The following is a 13213-nucleotide window of genomic DNA, read 5'->3' as shown; positions in this document are numbered from 1 at the left end:
ATGTGTATATACTCCGGGTCTTCCCTGAGTTCAAGGCACGTCCGTCAATCGTCGTGTCAAGGCGAGGCGCCAGTCGCACGCCGTCCAGAACATTCCGAGAACGAACGAACAAACAACTCTTGAGAGGCCCATCCGTGATCTGCTGCTCTGCATCCTCCAACGCACAGCCCGAGCAAGCTCCGCTCACCTTCGGCAGCCGTGTGCTCTATCTTGTCCCGCTGGCCATCGCGATCGCGGCCGTGCTGAGCGGCTGCAGCAAGGAGGGCGGCGGCAAGGCCGGCCCCGGCGGCATGCCGCCCGCCGTGGTCGGCGTGGTGACGGTTGCCCAGCAGCCGGTGGCGCTGCAGACCGAGCTGCCCGGCCGCGTCGAGGCGCTGCGCACCGCCCAGGTGAGGGCCCGCGTCAACGGCGTGGTGCTGAAGCGCCTGTTCACCGAGGGCTCCGAGGTCAAGGCCGGCCAGGCCCTGTTCCAGATCGATCCCGCGCCCTACCAGGCCCAGCTGGACAGCGCCCAGGCCAACCTGGCCAAGGCCCAGGCGAACCTGAACCAGGCCGCCGCGCTGGCCGAGCGCAACAAGCCCCTGGCCGAGGCCAAGGCGATCAGCCAGCAGGAATACCTGGTCAGCGTGGCCGCCGCCAAGCAGGGCGAGGCCGACGTGGCCGCGGCCCGGGCCGCGATCGCCACCGCCAAGCTGAACCTGGACTACGCCCATGTCAGCGCGCCGATCTCCGGCCGCATCGGCCGTGCCCTGGTCACCGAGGGCGCGCTGGTCAGCGCCGCCGAGGCGACCCAGCTGGCCCTGGTGCAGCAGACCTCGGCGGTCTATGTCAACTTCACCCAGTCCGCCAACGAGGTGCAGCAGCTGCGCCGCGCGCTGAGCCAGGGTCAGCTGCGCTCGGCCGGCGCCAATGCCGCGCAGGTGCAGGTGGTGCTGGACGACGGCAGCACCAAGACCGGCAAGCTGCTGTTCACCGACCTGACGGTCGACGCCACCTCGGGCCAGGTCTCGCTGCGCGCCGAGGTGCCGAACGCCGACAGCGCCCTGCTGCCCGGCCAGTATGTGCGGGTGCGCCTGGCCCAGGCCGAGGTGCCGTCCGCGATCCTGCTGCCGCAGCAGGCGGTGACGCGCACCGCCACCGGCGACACGGTGCTGGTGGTCGGCGCGGACAACAAGCCGCAGCCGCGCAAGATCAAGGTCGGCGGCGCCGAAGGCAACCAATGGGTGGTGCTGGACGGGCTGAAGCCGGGCGAGCAGGTCATCGCCGATGGCTTCCAGAAGATGTTCGTGCCCGGCGCCCCGGTCAAGCCGGTGCCCTTCGGCGCGGCCGCCGCATCCGCCCCGCAGGCGCCGGCCTCGGCCGCCAGCCGCTAAGCCCCGCAAGCGCAGCGCGAGGAATTACACATGGCACGTTTTTTCATTGATCGCCCCATCTTTGCGTGGGTGATCGCCCTCTTCATCCTGGTGTTCGGCGGGGTCGCCATCACCAAGCTGCCGGTGGCACAGTACCCCACGGTGGCGCCGCCTTCGCTGTCGATCAACGTCGCCTATCCCGGCGCCTCGGCCAAGACCCTGGACGAGGCCGTGATCTCGGTGATCGAGCAGGAGCTCAACGGCGCGCCCGGCCTGGCCTATATGGAATCGGTCAGCCAGGCCAACGGCACCGGCGCGATCACCGTGACCTTCGAGTCCGGCACCAATATCGACCTGGCCCAGGTCGAGGTGCAAAACCGCCTCTCGCGCGCCAGCCCGCGCCTGCCGGCCTCGGTGACGCAGCAGGGCGTGCGGGTCGACAAGGCGCGCAACAACTTCCTGCTGTTCGTGATCCTGTCGTCTAAGGACGGTTCGCTGGACCCGATCGCGCTGGGCGACTATGCCGCCCGCAACGTCGTGCCCGAGATCCAGCGCATCCCCGGCGTCGGCCAGGCGCAGCTGTTCGGCACCGAGCGCGCGATGCGCATCTGGCTGGATCCGGCCAAGATGCTGTCCTTCAATGTCAGCCCGGCCGAGGTCAACGCCGCGATTGCCGCGCAGAACGCGCTGGTGCCCGCCGGCGTGATGGGTGACCGCCCGAACCTCTCGAGCCAGACCATGTCGGCCACCGTGGTGGTCAAGGGCCAGCTGGAGAACGTCGAGCAGTTCGGCAAGATCGTGCTGCGCGCGAATCCGGACGGTTCCACCGTGCGCCTGAAGGACGTGGCCCGGCTCGAGCTGGGCGGCCAGAACTATGGCACCTATGCGCGCCTGAACGGCCAGCCCTCGACCGGCATCGGCGTGCAGCTGTCGCCGTCCGGCAATGCGCTGGGCACCGCCACCGCGGTCAAGGCGCGGATGGAGGAGCTCAAGCAGTTCTTCCCGGCCGGCGTCGAGTACAGCGTGCCCTACGACTCCTCGAAGTTCGTCAAGATCTCGATCACCCAGGTGGTCGAGACCCTGGTCGAGGCGGTCGTGCTGGTGTTCCTGGTGATGTTCCTGTTCCTGCAGGACTGGCGCTACACGCTGATCCCGACCCTGGTCGTGCCGGTGGCGCTGCTGGGCACCTTCGCGATCATGCTGAGCCTCGGTTTCTCGATCAACGTGCTGACCCTGTTCGGCATGGTGCTGGCGATCGGCATCCTGGTCGATGACGCGATCGTCGTGGTCGAGAACGTCGAGCGCATCATGAGCGAGGAGGGCTTGTCGCCGCGCGAGGCCACCAAGAAGGCGATGGGCCAGATCTCCGGCGCCATCATCGGCATCACCCTGGTGCTGATCGCGGTGTTCATCCCGATGGCCTTCTTCGCCGGCTCGGTCGGCAACATCTACCGCCAGTTCTCGCTGGCGATGGTGTCGTCGATGGCGCTGTCGGCGCTGATGGCGCTGAGCCTGACGCCGGCCCTGTGCGCGACCCTGCTGAAGCCGGTCGAGGCCGGGCATCATCATGAGAAGAAGGGCTTCTTCGGCTGGTTCAATCGTGGCTTCGCCCGCACCGCCAAGGGCTACGAGGGCTGGGTCGCCAAGCTGCTCAAGCGCAGCCCCAGCATGATGATCGCCTTCCTGGCCGTGGTCGCGGTGGTGGGCTGGCTCTATGTGCGCATGCCCACCTCCTTCCTGCCCAACGAGGACCAGGGCTACATGATCGTCAACGTCCAGCTGCCGCCGGGTGCGACGACCAACCGCACCGAGGCGGCGGTCAAGACGGTCGAGGACTTCCTGCGCAAGCAGCCCGAGGTGGCCGACACCGTCGGCGTGATCGGCTTCTCCTTCTCGGGCCAGGGCCAGAACGCCGCGCTGGTGTTCGTGCCGCTCAAGCCCTGGGACGAGCGCAAGGGCAAGGAGCACAGCGCCGAGGCGCTGGCCGGCCGCACCATGGGCGCGATGATGATGGGGGTGCGTGACGCCTTCATCTTCCCGCTGTCGCCGCCGCCGATCCCGGAACTGGGCAACGCCACCGGCTTCGCGCTGCGCCTGCAGGACCGCGGCGGCCTCGGCCACGAGGCGCTGCTGAACGCGCGCAACCAGCTGATGGGCATGGCCAGCCAGAGCAAGCTGATCACCGGCATGCGCCCGGACGGCCTGGAGGACGCGCCGCAGCTGCAGATCGACATCGACCGCGACAAGGCGCAGGCCCTGGGCATCGGCTACGACACCCTGGCCCGCGTGCTGGGCATCCAGCTGGGCTCCAGCTATGTGAACGACTTCCCGAGCAGCGGCCGCATGCAGCGCGTGGTGGTGCAGGCCGACGCCTATGCCCGCATGACGCCGCAGGACCTGTTGGCCCTGAACGTCACCAACAGCAAGGGCCAGAGCGTGCCGCTGTCGGCCTTCGCCTCGACCCAATGGGTCAACGGCCAGATGCAGGCGACGCGCTACAACGGCTATCCGGCGATGCGCCTGGCCGGCGATGCCGCGCCCGGCGCGTCCACCGGCGAGGCGATGGCCGAGCTGGAGGCGATGGTCGCCAAGCTGCCGCCCGGCATCGGTTTCGAATGGACCGGCCTGTCGCGCGAGGAAAAGCTGTCCGGCTCGCAGGCGAGCATCCTGCTGGCGTTCTCGCTGCTGGCGGTGTTCCTCTGCCTGGCGGCGCTGTACGAGAGCTGGTCGATCCCGCTGGCGGTGCTGCTGGTGGTGCCGCTGGGCCTGCTGGGCTCGCTGCTGGGCGCGACCTTGCGCGAGATGCCCAACGACGTGTACTTCAAGGTGGGCCTGATCACGATCATCGGCCTGTCGGCGAAGAACGCGATCCTGATCATCGAGTTTGCCAAGGACCTGCAGGCCCAGGGCAAGAGCCTGCTCGAGGCCACGCTGGAGGCGGCGCACCTGCGCTTCCGCCCGATCATCATGACCTCGCTGGCCTTCATCCTGGGCGTCTCGCCGCTGTTCTTCGCCTCGGGCGCCGGCTCCGCCAGCCAGCGCGCGATCGGCACCGGCGTGCTGTCCGGGATGATCACCGCCACCGTGCTGGCCGTGCTGTTCGTGCCGGTGTTCTTCCTGGTGGTGCGACGCCTGTTCAAGGGCAGCGAGCGCCAGCGCAAGATGTATGCGCACGAACTGGAAGGCAATCCGGTGCGTGACGCCGAAGGAGTCTGATCCATGCACAAGAAAAAACTGACCCTGGTCGGCGCCGCGGCCGCGGCCCTCTTGCTCTCCGGCTGCATGAGCCTGGCGCCGCAGCATGAACGGCCGGCCGCGCCGGTCGCGGCCGACTGGCCCGCCCCGGCGACCGCCGGTGCACAGAAGGCGGCCGAGCTGTCCTGGCAGGACTTCTATGCCGGCGACGCGCGCCTGCGTGAGCTGATCGCGCTGGCGCTGCAGAACAACCGCGACCTGCGCGTTGCGCTGCTGAACGTCGAGAAGGCGCGGGCCCAATACCGCATCACCGACGCGAGCCGCCTGCCCACCGTCGGCGTCGGCTTCTCCAGCCAGCGCTCGCCAGCGGCCAGCGGCAACGGCAGTATCAGCGGCGTCTACCAGGCAGGCCTGCAGGTCACGGCCTACGAGCTGGACCTGTTCGGCAAGCTGAAGAACAACAGCGACGCCGCGATGGCCGCCTACCTGGCGACCGCCGAGGGCCAGCGCGCCGCGCGCCTGTCCCTGGTCGCCGGCGTGGCCGGCGCACAGCTGAACCTGCAGGCGGCCGAGGAGCTGCTGGCGTTGGCGCAGCAGACCCGGGCCACCCGCGAGGACAGTCTGAAGCTGATGCGCATGAAGTTCGATGCCGGTGCCGCCTCGCAACTGGACCTGTCCAGCGCCGAGTCGGCCGCCGGCGCCGCGCGCGCCAGTCTGGCCGCGGCCCAGCGTTCGCGCGACGAGGCCGAGAATGCGCTGGTGCTGCTGGTCGGCCAGCCGCTGCCGCGCGGCCTGCCCGCCGCGCAGCCGCTGCAGGCGCTGAACCTGCCCGAGGTGCCCGCGGGCCTGCCCTCCGAGGTGCTGGTGACGCGGCCCGACGTGCTGCAGGCCGAGCAGCAGCTGATCGCCGCCAATGCCAATATCGGTGCGGCGCGCGCGGCCTTCTTCCCCAGCATCACCCTGACCGCCAGCGCCGGCACCGCCAGCACCCAGCTGTCGGACCTGTTCCAGCACACGGCCTGGAGCTTCGCCTCGCAGATCCTGATGCCGATCTTCGACTCGGGCCGCACCCGCGCCAATGTCGAGGTGGCCAAGGCCAACCAGGGCATCGCGGTGGCGCAGTACGAGAAGGCGGTGCAGACCGCCTTCCGCGAGGTGGCCGATGCGCTGGCCGGCCATGCGACCCTGGACGAGCAGCTGGCGGCGCAGACCCAGCAGGCCGATGCCGAGGCCAAGCGCCTGGAGCTGGTGGAACTGCGCTTCAAGAATGGCGCCTCCAGCACGCTGGAGCTGCTGGATGCCCAGCGTTCCAGCTATGCCGCGCAGCAGGCCCTGCTGCAGGTGCAGCTGGCCAAGGTGCTGAACCGCGTGCAGCTCTACAAGGTGCTGGGCGGCGGCGCGGAGCCGAAGGCCGCGACCTGACGAGATCAGTCGGCCAAGAAAAAGGCGCCCGGGGAGCGATCCCCGGGCGCCTTTTGTTTTGGATGATGGAGCGCGTTACTGCATCAGTGCGCGCGTACCCAGGCCAGACCCTCGTCCGTTGCGTAGCGCAGCGCGGCGCGTCGGCTGTCGAAGCGCGGCACGAAGCGCAGCACGCGGTCATGGCTGGCCATGCCCTGTCCCGAACGGATCGAGACGGAGGCGGCGAAGCCGCCCTCGGCATGGGGTTTGGTCATCGGTGAGACAAGGTAACGCCCCACCTCAATGCTTTTCGTTTGCATAGTATCTTGAGGTGTGCGCCTTGATCGGGAGCTAATCCGTCTTGGCGCGGTTTTGGATGGATTCAGAGAGAAAGCGGCCGTGCCCTGTCACGGCGTCCGACGCTTTTTACAGCGAGCGGATGTTCGAAGCCTGCAGGCCCTTGGGGCCCTGCTTCACTTCGAACTCGACCTGGGCGCCTTCGGCCAGGGTGCGGAAGCCGCCGTTGTTCTTGATTTCGCTGTGGTGGGCGAACAGGTCCTTGCCGCCGTCGGCGGGGGTGATGAAGCCGAAGCCCTTGCCGTCGTCGAACCACTTCACGGTGCCGGTCTGGATGGTCATGATGTTTCCTTGAAAAAAAGATGGAAAAAATACTCCGCGGCCATGCCTGGCGGAGACAGAAACACTCAAGAACAGTCGAACCGGGAGTTGAAACCGAAGCGAGCCGCTCGCGTTTTGAGGCCGTGGAGACCTGCGGGGCTGCCGATCGAAGACCTCTTGTAGGGCGGGTCTTGTGCGTATCTATCCGCCGAATATAACACAAAAAGTCAATCCGTGTGCTGGGTCGCCTCGGCCTGGCGCTTCTCGCTCAGCGCCAGACACAGGATGCCGCCGAGGATCAGCGCGGCGCCCGCCCATTGCAGCGGCGCGATGCGTTCGCCGAACAGCAGCATGCCGGCCAGCACCACGCCGACCACCTCCAGATGCGAGGCCGCGAAGGCCGGCCCGACCGGCGCGCGGCGCAGCAGGGTCATCCAGAGGAAGAAGGTCGCGACATAGCAGGCCAGCGCGCCCCAGGTCCAGGGCAGCAGCGCGACGCGCAGCATCCAGTCCAGGTCCGGGCTGGCCGGCGCGGCCGCGGTGGCCGCGTATTTGAAGAACACATGGGCCAGGGTGTCCAACAGCATCAGCGTGCCGAAGCCCAGGGCGTAGAAGCGCAGCTTCATTGAGCGCCTCCCAGCCCGACCAGCACCACGCCCAGCGCGATCAGCGCGATGCCGGCGCTGCGCAGCGGCAGCAGCTTCTCGTCGAACAGCCAGCGCCCGGCCAACATCACCGTGACCACGCCGGCCGCCGCCAGCAGCACGCCATGCGACAGCGGCACCAGGCTCAGGAAGGCCATCCAGGTGAAGAACTCGGCGCAGTAGCAAAACAGCCCCAGCCAGATCCAGGGCCGCGCGGCCATCGCCAGCCAGCGGCCCTGCGCGGCCTGATCGAGGCGGGGATCGGAGGCGGCGGCCTTGAAGGCCAGTTGGCCGCAGGTGTCGAGCAGCAGATTCAGGAGCCAGAGGCCGGCCGTGAGCATGTCGTGGCGGTCAAATTTCTAGGGGTTTTCGGCCGGCGGGCCGAATCTTCATGGAAGCCTAAAACTCCGGCGCCGGGCTCCTCCCATAATAGTTTTGGGCCATGACCGGAGGCTTTAGGAATCATGAACGACATCGAAAAAACGCTCTTCGACATCATCGCCAAGGAGGCGCAGATCCCGCGCGAGAAGATCACGCTGGACGCAACCATGCAGGACCTCGACGTGCATTCGCTGGACGCGATCCAGGTGGTGTTCGAGATCGAGGACCGCTTCGGCATCTCGGTGCCCGAGAAGGATGCGAACTTCAACACCAGCACCGTCGGCGACCTGCTGCGCGCGGTGCAGGAGCTGGTGACGGCCAAGGGCGCGAATGCGCTCGCCTGAGGGGCGCGCGACGCGCGTCGTGATCACCGGGGCCGGCGCGATCACGCCGCTGGGCCTGAACGCGCCGGACAGCTGGCGGGCGATGTGCTCGGGCCGCTCCGGCATCGGGCCCTTCGAGCGCCTGGCCGGCCATGAGCTGAAGGCGCCGCTGGCCGGCGAGGTGCGCGGCTACGAGCCGGCGCGCCATTTCGACGAGAAGCGGCTGCAGCTGCTGGACCTGGCCAGCCAGTATGCGCTGGTGGCGGCGCGCGAGGCGGTGGCCCAGTCGGGCCTGGACCTGGCCGCACCCGGCCTGGCCGAGCGCGGCGCGGTCGTGATCGGCAGTGGCGCCGGCGGCGAGAACACGCATGACGCCAGCTCGCGGCGGCTCTATGCCGAGAACAACCCGCGCCTGCATCCGCTGACCATCGTGCGCCTGATGATGAATGCGCCGGCCTCGCAGCTGAGCCTGGAGTTCGGCCTGCGCGGGCCGGCCTTCGTCGTCTCCAGCGCCTGCGCCTCGGCCAACCATGCGCTGGCCCAGGCGCTGGCGCTGCTGCGCGGCGGCCAGGCCGAGGTCGCGCTGGCCGGCGGCACCGAGGCCTGCCTGACCCTGGGCGTGGTGCGCGCCTGGGAGGCGATGCGCGTGCTGGCCGACGATGCCTGCCGGCCCTTCTCGAAGGACCGGCGCGGCCTGGTGCTGGCCGAGGGCGCGGCGGTGTTCGTGCTGGAGACGCTGGAGCATGCGCAGCGCCGCGGCGCCACCATCCTGGCCGAGCTGGCCGGCGTGGGCATGAGCTCCGACGCGGCCGACATCGTGATGCCGGACGCCGAGGGCGCCGGGCGCGCGATGCGGCTGGCGCTGGCCGATGCCGGCCTGGCGCCCGAGCAGATCGGCTACATCAATGCCCATGGCACCGGCACCCAGGCCAACGACGCGACCGAGACGCGCGCGATCCGCGCGGTGTTCGGCCGCCATGCGGACGCGCTGGCCGTCTCGTCCACCAAGTCCATGCACGGTCATGCGCTCGGCGCGGCCGGCGCGCTGGAGCTGATCGCGGTGCTCGGTGCGCTGCGCGAGGGCCTGCTGCCGCCGACCATCAACCACCGCGAGGCCGACCCGGCCTGCGACCTGGACGTGCTGCCGAACCGCGCGCGCGAACGCCGCATCGAGGCGGCGCTGTCCAACTCCTTCGCCTTCGGCGGGCTCAACGCGGTGCTGGCGTTGCGGCGCTGGGACTGAGACGGCCGGCAAAGCTCTTTGCGCGCTTGTTGGTGATGCTGCGACGGCGAAGGTCTGGCCGCAGGAGGGCGGGCAGGCCTGCTGCTGCGTGTCCCCCGGCCGCTTCGCGGCCTCCTCCTTAACCTCCGCATCAGGCCCGCCCACCCTCCTGCTTGGCGTTGCGTTGGGCTTTCTCCGCGAACAATTTGCGGTGGAGAAGCCGGGATGGGCAGAGTCCATCAAGACAACGCGGAAGAGCACGAGTTCAGGAAAGCAAGGAGCCAAGAAAAAAGGCCCGGCATCGCCGGGCCTTGTCGTTTCAGGCGGGCCTCAGCCCTTCTTCGCCTTGCTCAGCAGCTGGTCCAGCAGGACCAGGCCCAGGTCGATTTCCTCGGTGCTGATGTGCAGCGAGGGCGCGAAGGTGATGACGTTCTTGAAGTAGCCGCCGATGTCCAGCACCAGGCCCATTGCCTGGCCCTTGTGCTCCAGCGCGCCGGCCAGGCCGATGTCGACCATGCGGTCGACCAGCTTCTTGCTGGGCGTGTAGCCGTCGGCCTCGCAGATCTCGGCGCGCAGCGCCAGGCCCAGGCCGTCGACCTCGCCGATCTCCGGGTGGCGTTTCTGCAGCGCCTTCAGGCCCTCCAGGAAATGCGCGCCCTTGGCCATCACCATGCTCTCGTAGTCCTGCTCGGCCAGCATCTGCATGGTCTCCAGGCCGATCGCGGTGCCCAACGGGTTGGAGGCGAAGGTGGAATGGGTGGATCCGGGCGGGAACACCTTGGGGTTGATCAGCTCCTCGCGCGCCCACAGGCCGGCCAGCGGGTTCAGGCCGTTGGTCAGCGCCTTGCCGAACACCAGCACATCGGGCGTGACGCCGAAATGCTCGATGCCCCAGAGCTTGCCGGTGCGGTAGAAGCCCATCTGGATCTCGTCGACCACCATCAGGATGCCGTACTGGTCCAGCACCTTCTTCAGGCCGGTGAAGAAGTTCTTCGGTGGGATCACATAGCCGCCGGTGCCCTGCACCGCCTCGACATAGAAGGCCGCGTACTCGCATTCGCCGACCTTGGGGTCCCAGGCGCCGTTGTATTCGCTGTCGAACAGGCGCGCCAGCTGCTGCACGCAATGCTCGCCGTATTCCTCCTTGTCCATGCCCTTGGGGGCGCGGAAATGGTAGGGGAAGGGCAGGAAATGCGCGCGGTCGAAATGGCCGTAGCGGCGGCGGTAGCGGTAGCTGGAGGTGATCGCCGAGGCGCCCAGCGTGCGGCCGTGATAGCCGCCCTCGAAGGCGAACATCAGGCCCTTGCCGCCCTTGGCGTTGCGCACCAGCTTCAGCGAATCCTCGATCGACTGCGAGCCGCCGACATTGAAGTGCACGCGGCCGTCCAGCCCCCATTTGGCCTTGGCGTCCTCGGCGATCACCTTGGCCAGCTGGATCTTGCTGGGATGCAGGTACTGGCTCGCGACCTGGGGCAGGGTGTCGAGCTGGCGCTTCAGCACATTGTTCAGGCGCTCGTTGGCATAGCCGAAGTTGACCGCCGAATACCACATCTGCAGATCCAGATAGGGCGTGCCGCGGCCGTCGTAGAGATAGCTGCCCTCGCAGCGTTCGAAGATTTTCGGCGGGTCCGCGTAATGCACGGTATCGCCGAAGGAGCAGTAACGGGCCTCGTCGGCCAGCAGGGTGGCGTCATTCATTGCTAGGGAATTCCTTGTTATGTTGAGAGAGGACTGTGAGAGGACGGAGTGAGGAGGCGGGACGGAGCCGTTGCAGCTCCGGCAGTTGCCGCAGCGCCTGGGCGAAGTTCGCGACCGGCCGATGCGGCAGCTCGCGGTCCAGGCAATGCTCGAGCAGGCGCTTGCGCGCCCAGTTCAGGTCGGCGCGCGCGGCGACGCAGAAATCGGAGGCGCCGTCGCCGATCATCAGCACCTGCTGGCCGGGCTTGGTGGCGAAGCGGCATTTGCAGGTGCCGCTGGCGCAGCCCGGCGCGGCATGCGGGAACTCCAGCTTCCAGCGGCGGGGACCATCGGGCCGCAGCTGGTTCGCCGCGACCGGCAGATGGCCCAGGCCATGGCGGCGCAGCAGACGCTCGATCGCCAGGTCCAGGCCGTCGCTGACGATGCGCAGCGCATAGCCGGCGCGCTCGGCCGCCGCGACGAAGGCCGGGAAGTCCGGATCGATCGCCAGGCCGGCCAGATGCTCGTCCAGCTCGTCGGCGCTGCAGTCCAGCAGCGCGATCTGGCCGGCCAGGCATTCGCGCGAGCCGATGCGGCCCTCGCGCCAGTCGGCCTCCAGCCGGTCCCAGCCGGGCCGGCCGAAACGCAATAGCAGGGAATCGGTCACGTCCTCCAGCGAGATCGTGCCGTCGAAGTCGCACAGCAGGTTCCAGTTCATCGGGTCTTGTTGTTCGGGTTGTTGTCGGGGGTCGCGGCGGCGGGTTCGAGGAAGCGCACCAGCACCTTCTGGCCGACCTTCAGCGCGCCGGGCTCCAGGCTGAGCACGGCCTCCAGCACGCGCTGGTCGCCCGGCGCCTGACCGTCCTCCGGCGCGCGCGCGGCGCGGAAGTTCGCGCCCAGGCGCAGCACGCGGGCGCGCTGCACCGGACCCTCGGCCGAGGCGGCCTGCACCTCGGCATCCATGCCGGGGCGCACCTGGCCGGCAAAGGTCTCGCCGAGCTCGGCCAGCACCAGGGTCGGCAGGGCCGGCAGCAGCTGCTGCAGCGGCTGGCCCGCCTCGACGCTGTCGCCGATCTGGGCCTGGCGCTCCAGCAGCAGGCCGGCGGCCGGGCTGCGCACCACGGCGGCGGCCAGCGCGAGCCGCGCCAGTTCGATCTTGTGGCGGGCCAGCGCCTGCGCGGCGCGGTCGGCCTGCAGCTGGGCCTGCAGCTCGGCCAGGACGGCCTGCGCCTCGTCGGCCTCCTGGGCGGCGCCCAGGCCCTGGCGCGCGGCCTGGGCCTGGCGCTCGGCGCGCAGCCGGGCCGAGGGCAGCAGCGCGGCGCGCGCCGCCGACTGCGCCTGCAGCAGCTGCAGCTCGGATTGCGCCTGGGCCAGCTGCAGCCGCAGCTCGGCGTCCGCCAGCTGGGCCAGGGCCTGGCCGGCCGCGACCCGCTCGCCCGGCTCGGCCAGCCAGCGCTCGACCCGACCCGGCCGGGCCGCGCTGACGCGGCGCAGCCCGCCCTCGACCTCGACCCAGCCGCGCGCCAGCGCGGCGGCATGGGCCTGGGGTGGCGGCGCCGGCGTCGCGCCGGGTTCCTGGCAGGCGGCGAGCAGCAGCGCCAGGCCCAGCACGGCCAGGCCGCGGCACAGCGGGGTGGGGATGGGGATCACGGGTATCGGCAAGGGAATCACTCCGGTCGCACCGCCGGGGGGCGGCGCCGTTCATCGTCGAGGACGCGTCCGTCCTCCATATGCAGCAGGCGGTCGGCATGGCTCAGCAGGCGCGGGTCATGGCTGACGCACAGCACCGCCGCGCCCTGCTGGCGCGCCGCGCGGTGCAGCAGCTCGATCACGCGCTGACCGCTGACCGCGTCCAGCGCACTGGTCGGCTCGTCGGCGAACAGCAGGCGCGGCCGCTTCGCCAGCGCGCGGGCCAGCGCGACGCGCTGCTTCTCGCCGCCGGACAGCTCGGCCGGGCGCAGGCTGGCGCGCGGCGTCAGCCCGACCTCGTCCAGCGCGGCCGCGGCGCGCGCGCGCACCTCGGCCTTGGTCAGGCCCAGATAGCTGAGCGGCAGCATCACCTGCTCCAGCGCGTTCAGCGCGCCGAACAGGTTGAAGCCCTGGAACACGAAGCCGGTGTTGAGCAGGCGAAAGCGCTCCAGCGCGCGCGCCTCCAGCGACCACAGGGCCTGGCCCAGCGAATGGACGCTGCCGGCATCGGGCCGCTGCAGGCCGCTGAGCGCCGCCAGCAGGGTGCTCTTGCCGCAGCCCGAGGGGCCGGCCACCAGGGTCAGCTCGCCGGGCAGCAGGCTCAGGTCGACGCCGCGCAGGGCCGGCGTCTCGACGGCGCCGCTGCGGAAGGACTTCATCAGGCCGCGCGCCTCGATCGGCGCGGGCGGGGGGATGGCGTGATTGCTCATG

At 69.5% G+C, this 13213-nt stretch carries 13 protein-coding genes; 5 read left to right on the top strand and 8 right to left on the bottom strand.

Annotation, left to right across the window (positions count from 1 at the left end):
* Positions 1-200: 200 nt before the first annotated feature.
* The 3 genes from G8A07_RS23615 to G8A07_RS23605 are packed head-to-tail and all read left to right on the top strand — an operon-like array spanning position 201 to position 5969.
* Positions 201-1373, top strand: a complete 1173-nt coding sequence (locus G8A07_RS23615) for an efflux RND transporter periplasmic adaptor subunit (protein WP_249937120.1) — start codon at positions 201-203, stop codon at positions 1371-1373.
* A 30-nt stretch (positions 1374-1403) separates the two neighbouring features.
* Positions 1404-4568, top strand: a complete 3165-nt coding sequence (locus G8A07_RS23610) for an efflux RND transporter permease subunit (RefSeq protein ID WP_195794367.1) — start codon at positions 1404-1406, stop codon at positions 4566-4568.
* Positions 4569-4571: 3 nt separating this feature from the next.
* Positions 4572-5969: an efflux transporter outer membrane subunit gene (locus G8A07_RS23605; RefSeq protein ID WP_195794366.1), complete on the top strand. Its 1398-nt coding sequence runs from the start codon at positions 4572-4574 to the stop codon at positions 5967-5969.
* A gap of 83 nt (positions 5970-6052) precedes the next feature.
* Here the strand turns inward: G8A07_RS23605 and G8A07_RS23600 are convergent, their stop codons facing one another.
* The 4 genes from G8A07_RS23600 to G8A07_RS23585 form a co-directional block, all read right to left on the bottom strand.
* Positions 6053-6223, bottom strand: a complete 171-nt coding sequence (locus G8A07_RS23600; RefSeq protein WP_371816389.1) for a hypothetical protein — start codon at positions 6221-6223, stop codon at positions 6053-6055.
* A 151-nt stretch (positions 6224-6374) separates the two neighbouring features.
* Entirely contained in the window at positions 6375-6587 is a 213-nt protein-coding gene (locus G8A07_RS23595; RefSeq protein WP_195794364.1) for a cold-shock protein, read from the bottom strand.
* A gap of 206 nt (positions 6588-6793) precedes the next feature.
* Positions 6794-7192 (bottom strand): multidrug efflux SMR transporter, encoded by a 399-nt coding sequence (locus G8A07_RS23590; protein WP_195794363.1) that lies wholly within the window; start codon positions 7190-7192, stop codon positions 6794-6796.
* Positions 7189-7551 carry an EamA family transporter gene (locus tag G8A07_RS23585; RefSeq protein ID WP_195794362.1) on the bottom strand — a complete coding sequence of 121 codons (363 nt, stop codon included), beginning with the start codon at positions 7549-7551 and terminating at the stop codon, positions 7189-7191. Before G8A07_RS23585 ends, G8A07_RS23590 begins: the two co-directional genes overlap by 4 nt.
* Positions 7552-7674: 123 nt before the next feature.
* On the opposite strand from G8A07_RS23585, the gene G8A07_RS23580 reads away from it, so the two are divergent.
* Together G8A07_RS23580 and G8A07_RS23575 are read left to right on the top strand one after the other, a co-directional pair.
* The gene (locus G8A07_RS23580; RefSeq protein ID WP_195794361.1) at positions 7675-7935 is read left to right on the top strand and encodes an acyl carrier protein; all 261 of its coding nucleotides are present in this window, start codon (positions 7675-7677) and stop codon (positions 7933-7935) included.
* Entirely contained in the window at positions 7922-9157 is a 1236-nt protein-coding gene (locus G8A07_RS23575; RefSeq protein ID WP_195794360.1) for a beta-ketoacyl synthase, read from the top strand. The genes G8A07_RS23580 and G8A07_RS23575 overlap by 14 nt, the downstream gene beginning before the upstream one ends.
* A 309-nt stretch (positions 9158-9466) precedes the next feature.
* Here G8A07_RS23575 and G8A07_RS23570 read toward each other — a convergent pair whose 3' ends face one another.
* From G8A07_RS23570 to G8A07_RS23555, 4 genes are read right to left on the bottom strand one after another with little or no spacing between them, the layout of a single operon-like run.
* A complete protein-coding gene (locus G8A07_RS23570; RefSeq protein WP_195794359.1) occupies positions 9467-10834 on the bottom strand; it encodes an aspartate aminotransferase family protein in 1368 nt (455 codons plus the stop codon).
* The gene (locus tag G8A07_RS23565; RefSeq protein ID WP_195794358.1) at positions 10827-11531 is read right to left on the bottom strand and encodes an MtnX-like HAD-IB family phosphatase; all 705 of its coding nucleotides are present in this window, start codon (positions 11529-11531) and stop codon (positions 10827-10829) included. The genes G8A07_RS23570 and G8A07_RS23565 overlap by 8 nt, the downstream gene beginning before the upstream one ends.
* A complete protein-coding gene (locus G8A07_RS23560; RefSeq protein ID WP_195794357.1) occupies positions 11528-12463 on the bottom strand; it encodes an HlyD family efflux transporter periplasmic adaptor subunit in 936 nt (311 codons plus the stop codon). The genes G8A07_RS23565 and G8A07_RS23560 overlap by 4 nt, the downstream gene beginning before the upstream one ends.
* Positions 12464-12480: 17 nt before the next feature.
* Positions 12481-13212: an ABC transporter ATP-binding protein gene (locus G8A07_RS23555; RefSeq protein WP_195794356.1), complete on the bottom strand. Its 732-nt coding sequence runs from the start codon at positions 13210-13212 to the stop codon at positions 12481-12483.
* Between the last annotated feature and the right edge of the window lies 1 nt (position 13213).

It is taken from the genome of Roseateles sp. DAIF2 (genome assembly GCF_015624425.1).
Taxonomy (GTDB): domain Bacteria; phylum Pseudomonadota; class Gammaproteobacteria; order Burkholderiales; family Burkholderiaceae_C; genus Kinneretia.
The sequence above is the reverse complement of the archived record's forward strand: the minus strand, read 5'-3'. Positions and strand labels throughout refer to the sequence as shown.

Bases quoted from the DNA above. Each gene is read 5' to 3' on its own strand.
- G8A07_RS23610 (WP_195794367.1), top strand. From the start codon at position 1,404: ATGGCACGTTTTTTCATTGATCGCCCCATCTTTGCGTGGGTGATCGCC.
- G8A07_RS23605 (WP_195794366.1), top strand. From the start codon at position 4,572: ATGCACAAGAAAAAACTGACCCTGGTCGGCGCCGCGGCCGCGGCCCTC.
- G8A07_RS23600 (WP_371816389.1), bottom strand. From the start codon at position 6,223: ATGACCAAACCCCATGCCGAGGGCGGCTTCGCCGCCTCCGTCTCGATC.
- G8A07_RS23595 (WP_195794364.1), bottom strand. From the start codon at position 6,587: ATGACCATCCAGACCGGCACCGTGAAGTGGTTCGACGACGGCAAGGGC.
- G8A07_RS23590 (WP_195794363.1), bottom strand. From the start codon at position 7,192: ATGAAGCTGCGCTTCTACGCCCTGGGCTTCGGCACGCTGATGCTGTTG.
- G8A07_RS23585 (WP_195794362.1), bottom strand. From the start codon at position 7,551: ATGCTCACGGCCGGCCTCTGGCTCCTGAATCTGCTGCTCGACACCTGC.
- G8A07_RS23580 (WP_195794361.1), top strand. From the start codon at position 7,675: ATGAACGACATCGAAAAAACGCTCTTCGACATCATCGCCAAGGAGGCG.
- G8A07_RS23575 (WP_195794360.1), top strand. From the start codon at position 7,922: ATGCGCTCGCCTGAGGGGCGCGCGACGCGCGTCGTGATCACCGGGGCC.
- G8A07_RS23570 (WP_195794359.1), bottom strand. From the start codon at position 10,834: ATGAATGACGCCACCCTGCTGGCCGACGAGGCCCGTTACTGCTCCTTC.
- G8A07_RS23565 (WP_195794358.1), bottom strand. From the start codon at position 11,531: ATGAACTGGAACCTGCTGTGCGACTTCGACGGCACGATCTCGCTGGAG.
- G8A07_RS23555 (WP_195794356.1), bottom strand. From the start codon at position 13,212: ATGAGCAATCACGCCATCCCCCCGCCCGCGCCGATCGAGGCGCGCGGC.